Source organism: Nocardiopsis codii (assembly GCF_036327455.1).
Taxonomy (GTDB): Bacteria; Actinomycetota; Actinomycetes; order Streptosporangiales; family Streptosporangiaceae; genus Nocardiopsis; species Nocardiopsis codii.
The window spans coordinates 1-4695 of sequence record NZ_JAUZMY010000070.1 but is presented as its reverse complement, the minus strand read 5'-3'; the positions used below and the strand labels follow the sequence as shown (position 1 = coordinate 4695).

Here is a 4695-nt window from a genome sequence, read left to right as displayed (position 1 = left end):
GTTCCCATCCGATGGAGGTTTGGAAGAGGGGGTGTCGTGCGAGGGAGCGTGTGGGGCTGAGGGCTTCGACGACCTGCTCGAAGGGGACGTGGGTGTGGTCGAAGTCCTCCAGGTCCTGCTGGCGGACACGGGCGAGCAGTTCGGTGAAGGTGGGGTTCCCGGACAGGTCGGTGCGCAGGACCAGGGTGTTGACGAAGAACCCGACCAGGTCGTCCAGGGCTTGGTCGTCGCGGCCGGCGACCACGGTGCCGAGCGGGATGTCGTCGCCTGCCCCGAGGCGGGAGAGCAGGACCGCGACCGCGGCCTGCACCGCCATGAACGGGGTCGCCCCCACGGACCGGGCCACATCCCTCAGCCGCTCGAAGACCTGGGCGCCCACCGTGAGCGAGACCCGCCCACCCCGATAGGACGACACCTGGGGGCGCGGCCGGTCGGTGGGCAGCACCAACTCCTCCGGGAGGTCCTGCAGGCGGGTACGCCAGTAGTGCAGTTCCTGTTCGGCCAGGGTGCCTGCGTCCTCGCCCTGCCCTTGCGGTTGGTCGAGGAGTTCTCGTTGCCACAGGGTGTAGTCCACGTACTGCACCGGCAGCGGATCCCAGCCCGGAGCCTGTCCCTGTAGGCGGGCCTGGTAGGCCTGGCCCAGGTCGCGGGAGAGCGGCCCCATGGACTGCCCGTCCCCCGCGATGTGGTGCACCACCAGGACCAGGACGTGCTGGTCGGGGGCGGTGCGCAGCAGGTGCGCGTGCAGGGGGACGTCGGTTCCCAGGTCGAACAGGTGCCCGGCGTGCTCGCCGACCAGCGCCTCCACCTCGTCGGTGGCGCAGTCGGTGACCCCGAGTCCGACCAGGTCCGCGGTCGGATCCAGGACCGTCTGGGACGGCTCCCCGTCGTGCTCGGTGAACACGGTCCGCAGCGCCTCATGGCGGCCGACCACGTCGTTGAGGGCTTCCCTGAGGGCTGTGGTGTCCAGGGGGCCGTTCAGGCGTGTGACGACCGGGACGTTGTAGGTCGCCGAGGGTCCTTCCAGGCGGGACAGGAACCACAACCGACGCTGCGCAAACGACAACGGATACACGAACGGCCCATCTCTGCTACGGGGGATTTTGGTTTGTGGCGCCGTGGTGGTGGTTCACCTGTCGGCGTGGTCCGCGACGAACGCGGAGAACCGTTGTACTCCCAGCCTGATCTGTTCCCGGCTCAGATGGCTGAACGCGAAACGGATCTCGTTCCTGGGAATTCCGTCTCCGTGGAAGTGGTGCATCGGTGTCCAGAGCACCCCGTACTTTTCTCCGCACAGACGGAGGATGTCGTCGGTGGAGGCGAAGGGCAGGGTGACGGAGATGAAGAATCCTCCGCGGGGGGTGTTGAAGGAAACCCCGTGGAGTCTTTCGCCGTGTACTTCCGGGAAGTTCTCCTCGAAACTCACCAGAAGGCATTCGAGGTTCTCCTGGTAGACCGCACGCTCACGCTCGTTCGCGCGTCGCAGGCTGAAGTCGTTCAGGAGGATCTTTCCCCCGATCACGGCCTGCGCGATGGGGGAGGTGTTGATGCTGAGCATCCCCTTGAGCCGTGTGATCTGATCGGCGAGGAGGGAGCCGGAACGGTCGCCTTCCGTGACGTTCTGGTCTGCGACGACATATCCGACACGTGCTCCAGGCAGGCCGGATTTGGCGAATGATCCCAGATAGACGACGCACCGTGACTGATCCAGGGACTTCAGGGTGGGAAGGTGTTCCCCCTCCGGGCCGAAGTTCCCGTAGGGGTTGTCCTCCAGGAGGAGGATCCCGCATTCGGCAGCAGCGGCAAGAAGGCTTTCCCGTGCCTCGAGCGTGAGACTTCTTCCCGTGGGATTGGCGAAGTCCGGCATCACGTAGAGGGCGCGAGGCCGGTATCCCTGCCCTCTGGCCTCGTCGACCGCCCTCGTCAGGTGCGCCCCGTCGATTCCGTCCGCGGGTTCGTCGACGGACAGGACGGGCATGTCCACCAGCTGGGCCGCGGCGTCCAGGCCGGAATAGGTGGGGCGTACGGTCAGCACCGCGTCTCCGGATCGCCCCCGCAGGGCACGGAGCACCAGGTAGAGCGCTTCCTGACAGCCCGAGGTCACGACGATCTCCTCCGGGGACACCCGGATCCTCTCGTCGACCTCCAGGTGGCGCGCCACCAGGTCGTTGATGATTCCCCGGGCACTGCCGTACTGGAGGACCCTGCGCGCGACCTGCTCCTCGCTCATGCCGAGTCGGCCGGTCAGCCGCGCGCGGAAGGCGTCCAGGTACTCGTGCACGGAGTCCAGGCTGAGAAATCCCTCGAAGGGCTTTCCCGCGGCGAAGGATATGGCCTCGGGGAAATCCTCGCCGATCTCGTTGAGGAGGTTCATGGATTCACTGGTGGGGGAATCCACTGATCGGTGCAGACTCGACAGGGTCAGATCCATGGACTCCTGTCCACCTTTCGATCGATACTCTCATGTACCCGCCGGTCGGCGAACCGGAAAGTCCTCACGATTCGCGCGACGGGCGCAGTGGCCTACTAGGGCGCTTTCGCGCTGCAGTGCCTCAGCGGGTCGGAGTATCCGATTCCATGGATTCGACGAGGCTCCTCGGGCGCATGTCCGTCCAGTTCTCCTCGATGAACGAAAGGCAGTCCGCCCGCGCCGAGTCCTCGACACGGACTTCCCATCCTGCGGGCACGTCGGCGAAGGCCGGCCAGAGAGAGTGTTGTCCCTCGTCGTTGACGAGCACCTTGAAGAGCAATTTCTCATCGTCGAAAGGATTACTCACGGAGACCTCCTGGGGGCGGGGTGGCCTTTGGTGCTTATGGATTCGGGACTAAAAGCATGGATCGACTACATGCAATGCTTTTGTGCAGGCTCGGGTAAACCTAGATCGGCCTCAGCCCCGCTGTCAAGGCACAGTTGGGAAGGGGGATGTGGCAGAAACCTGACAGCTTCGACCGAAGTCTTGTCAATGACTACGGGAGGGTGTTGCATCGCGGAGGGCGGCCCCGGCGTTACTGAATGTCGACAGAGGTGACCAATGAGTGACGAACAACAGGTGGGAGTGGCTCCGGCAGAGCCGGTTCCGCTTTGGCGAAACCGTAGGTTCCAGCTTCTGTGGACCGGTTCCGCTTTCTCAATGCTCGGTCTTGAGATATCCCTCTTGGTCTATCCGCTCGCGGTTCTGGCCGTCACCGGGTCTCCCGCGATCGCCGGCGTCTTCGGCGGTGTGCACATGGCGGCCGGGATGGTCGCCTCACTGCCTGCGGGAGAACTCTGCGACCGTTATGACCGGCGCAGACTCCTGCTCTTCGCCGAAACCCTGCGCGTGGTCGTCACCGGCAGCGTGGTGGCCGCGCTGGTCCTCGCCGAACTCACCCTCGTGCACCTCGTCGTCGCAGCCCTGCTGCTCGGTGCGGTCCAGCCACTCGGCGGCTCGGCCCGCATGCTCATGGTGCGGGCGGTCGTTCCGGGAGAACAGCTGACCACCGCGCTGACCCAGGAGGAGGTCCGCAGCCATGCCGCGTCCATGGGCGGGCCGCCCCTGGGCGGCTTCCTCTACGGAACGGCGATGGTCCTGCCCTTCGTCTTCAACGCCGTGACCTTCACGCTCTCCTTCCTGTGCGTGCTGTTCGTCCGTCCGACCCCGCCGCAACCCCGGCCCGCGGACCAGGGGGAGAGCTCCTGGCAACGCATGCTCTCGGGGATGCGCGCCACCATGGCCAAGCCCGAACTGCGCGGCGTCCTGCTGTTCACCGTGCTGATGAACGTGGCCAGTGCCCCCTTCGGTCTGATCTCGGTCGTGGTGCTGGAGGAGCAGGGAGTCTCGTCCGGCGTCATCGGGCTCGCCATGGCCGGTATGGCTGTGGGCGGACTGGCCGGGACCTTCCTGGTCAAGCCGATCCACCGGCTCGAACCCGGTCGGGTCATGGGGGCCATGGGGATCACGACGGCGGTCCTGGTCGGACTGCTCGGCCTGCCCCTGGGGCCGTGGTGGGTGGCAGGTGTGCTCTTCCTGCTGCTGCTCGGCGTCCCTGCCATGCGCATCCTGGTGGACCTGCTCATCTTCCGTCAGGTACCCGACGAGCTCCGGGGCCGAGTGATCACCGCTGCCATGACCATGTACGGCGTCGGCTCGGCCCTCGGGATGACCGGCGGCGGTCTGCTCCTGGAGTACCTGCCCTCGCCCTGGGCGGCGGCAGGGCTGGCCGCGCTGGTGGGCGGGTGCACGTTGTTCGCCCTCACGATGAGGGGATTCCGGGGCCTGCGCTGGCCCGAGAGTGGTTCCGCGGACACCGTCGAACAGCGGTGAGTCCGATCGCGTCGTCGCAAGGTTGGTAGCCATGAATGACCTCCCCCTTCGGGAAACCTCCTCCCTCCTCCCGGCGCGACAGGGCACGCCGGCCCGACCCGTGCACGGGACACAGGACGCCCTCGGTCCTCTGAATTCGGGTGAGTGGGGGCGGGTTCTGGGTGGGTTCGATGATGTGCCGGTTGCGGAGTCGGTGTCGTTCGTGGACGCGTTCGCTGTGCAGGTGGAGCGTGCCGGGTCCGAGCGGGCGGTTGATGACGGGCGGGGCGGGTTGTCGTATGTGGAGTTGGACGAGGTGTCCAACCGGTGGGCTCGGTGGTTGATCGGGCAGGGGGTGGGCCCCGAGGTCGGGGTGGTGGTGTGTGTGGACCGGTCGGTGGAGTTGGTGGTG

General features: G+C 66.4%; 5 protein-coding genes. 2 read left to right on the top strand and 3 right to left on the bottom strand.

Annotation, left to right across the window (positions count from 1 at the left end):
* The 3 genes from Q8791_RS31635 to Q8791_RS31625 all read right to left on the bottom strand — a co-directional run.
* Positions 1-1066, bottom strand: a 1066-nt coding sequence (locus Q8791_RS31635; protein WP_330095533.1) for a condensation domain-containing protein, incomplete at its 3' end; no start/stop codon positions are given.
* A 63-nt stretch (positions 1067-1129) separates the two neighbouring features.
* Entirely contained in the window at positions 1130-2374 is a 1245-nt protein-coding gene (locus Q8791_RS31630) for an aminotransferase-like domain-containing protein (protein ID WP_330095532.1), read from the bottom strand.
* A gap of 178 nt (positions 2375-2552) precedes the next feature.
* On the bottom strand, positions 2553-2777 hold the full coding sequence (locus Q8791_RS31625) for an MbtH family protein (RefSeq protein WP_330095531.1): 225 nt from the start codon (positions 2775-2777) through the stop codon (positions 2553-2555).
* Between the two features lie 255 nt (positions 2778-3032).
* Between Q8791_RS31625 and Q8791_RS31620 the strand changes: the two genes are divergently transcribed.
* Together Q8791_RS31620 and Q8791_RS31615 are read left to right on the top strand one after the other, a co-directional pair.
* Positions 3033-4304, top strand: a complete 1272-nt coding sequence (locus tag Q8791_RS31620) for an MFS transporter (protein WP_330095530.1) — start codon at positions 3033-3035, stop codon at positions 4302-4304.
* 202 nt (positions 4305-4506) lie between these two features.
* On the top strand, positions 4507-4695 hold a 189-nt coding region (locus Q8791_RS31615), incomplete at its 3' end, for an AMP-binding protein (RefSeq protein WP_330095529.1).

What these genes read in the sequence shown, in the direction of transcription:
- Q8791_RS31630 (WP_330095532.1), bottom strand. Translation starts at nt 2,374, where the DNA reads ATGAACCTCCTCAACGAGATCGGCGAGGATTTCCCCGAGGCCATATCC.
- Q8791_RS31620 (WP_330095530.1), top strand. Translation starts at nt 3,033, where the DNA reads ATGAGTGACGAACAACAGGTGGGAGTGGCTCCGGCAGAGCCGGTTCCG.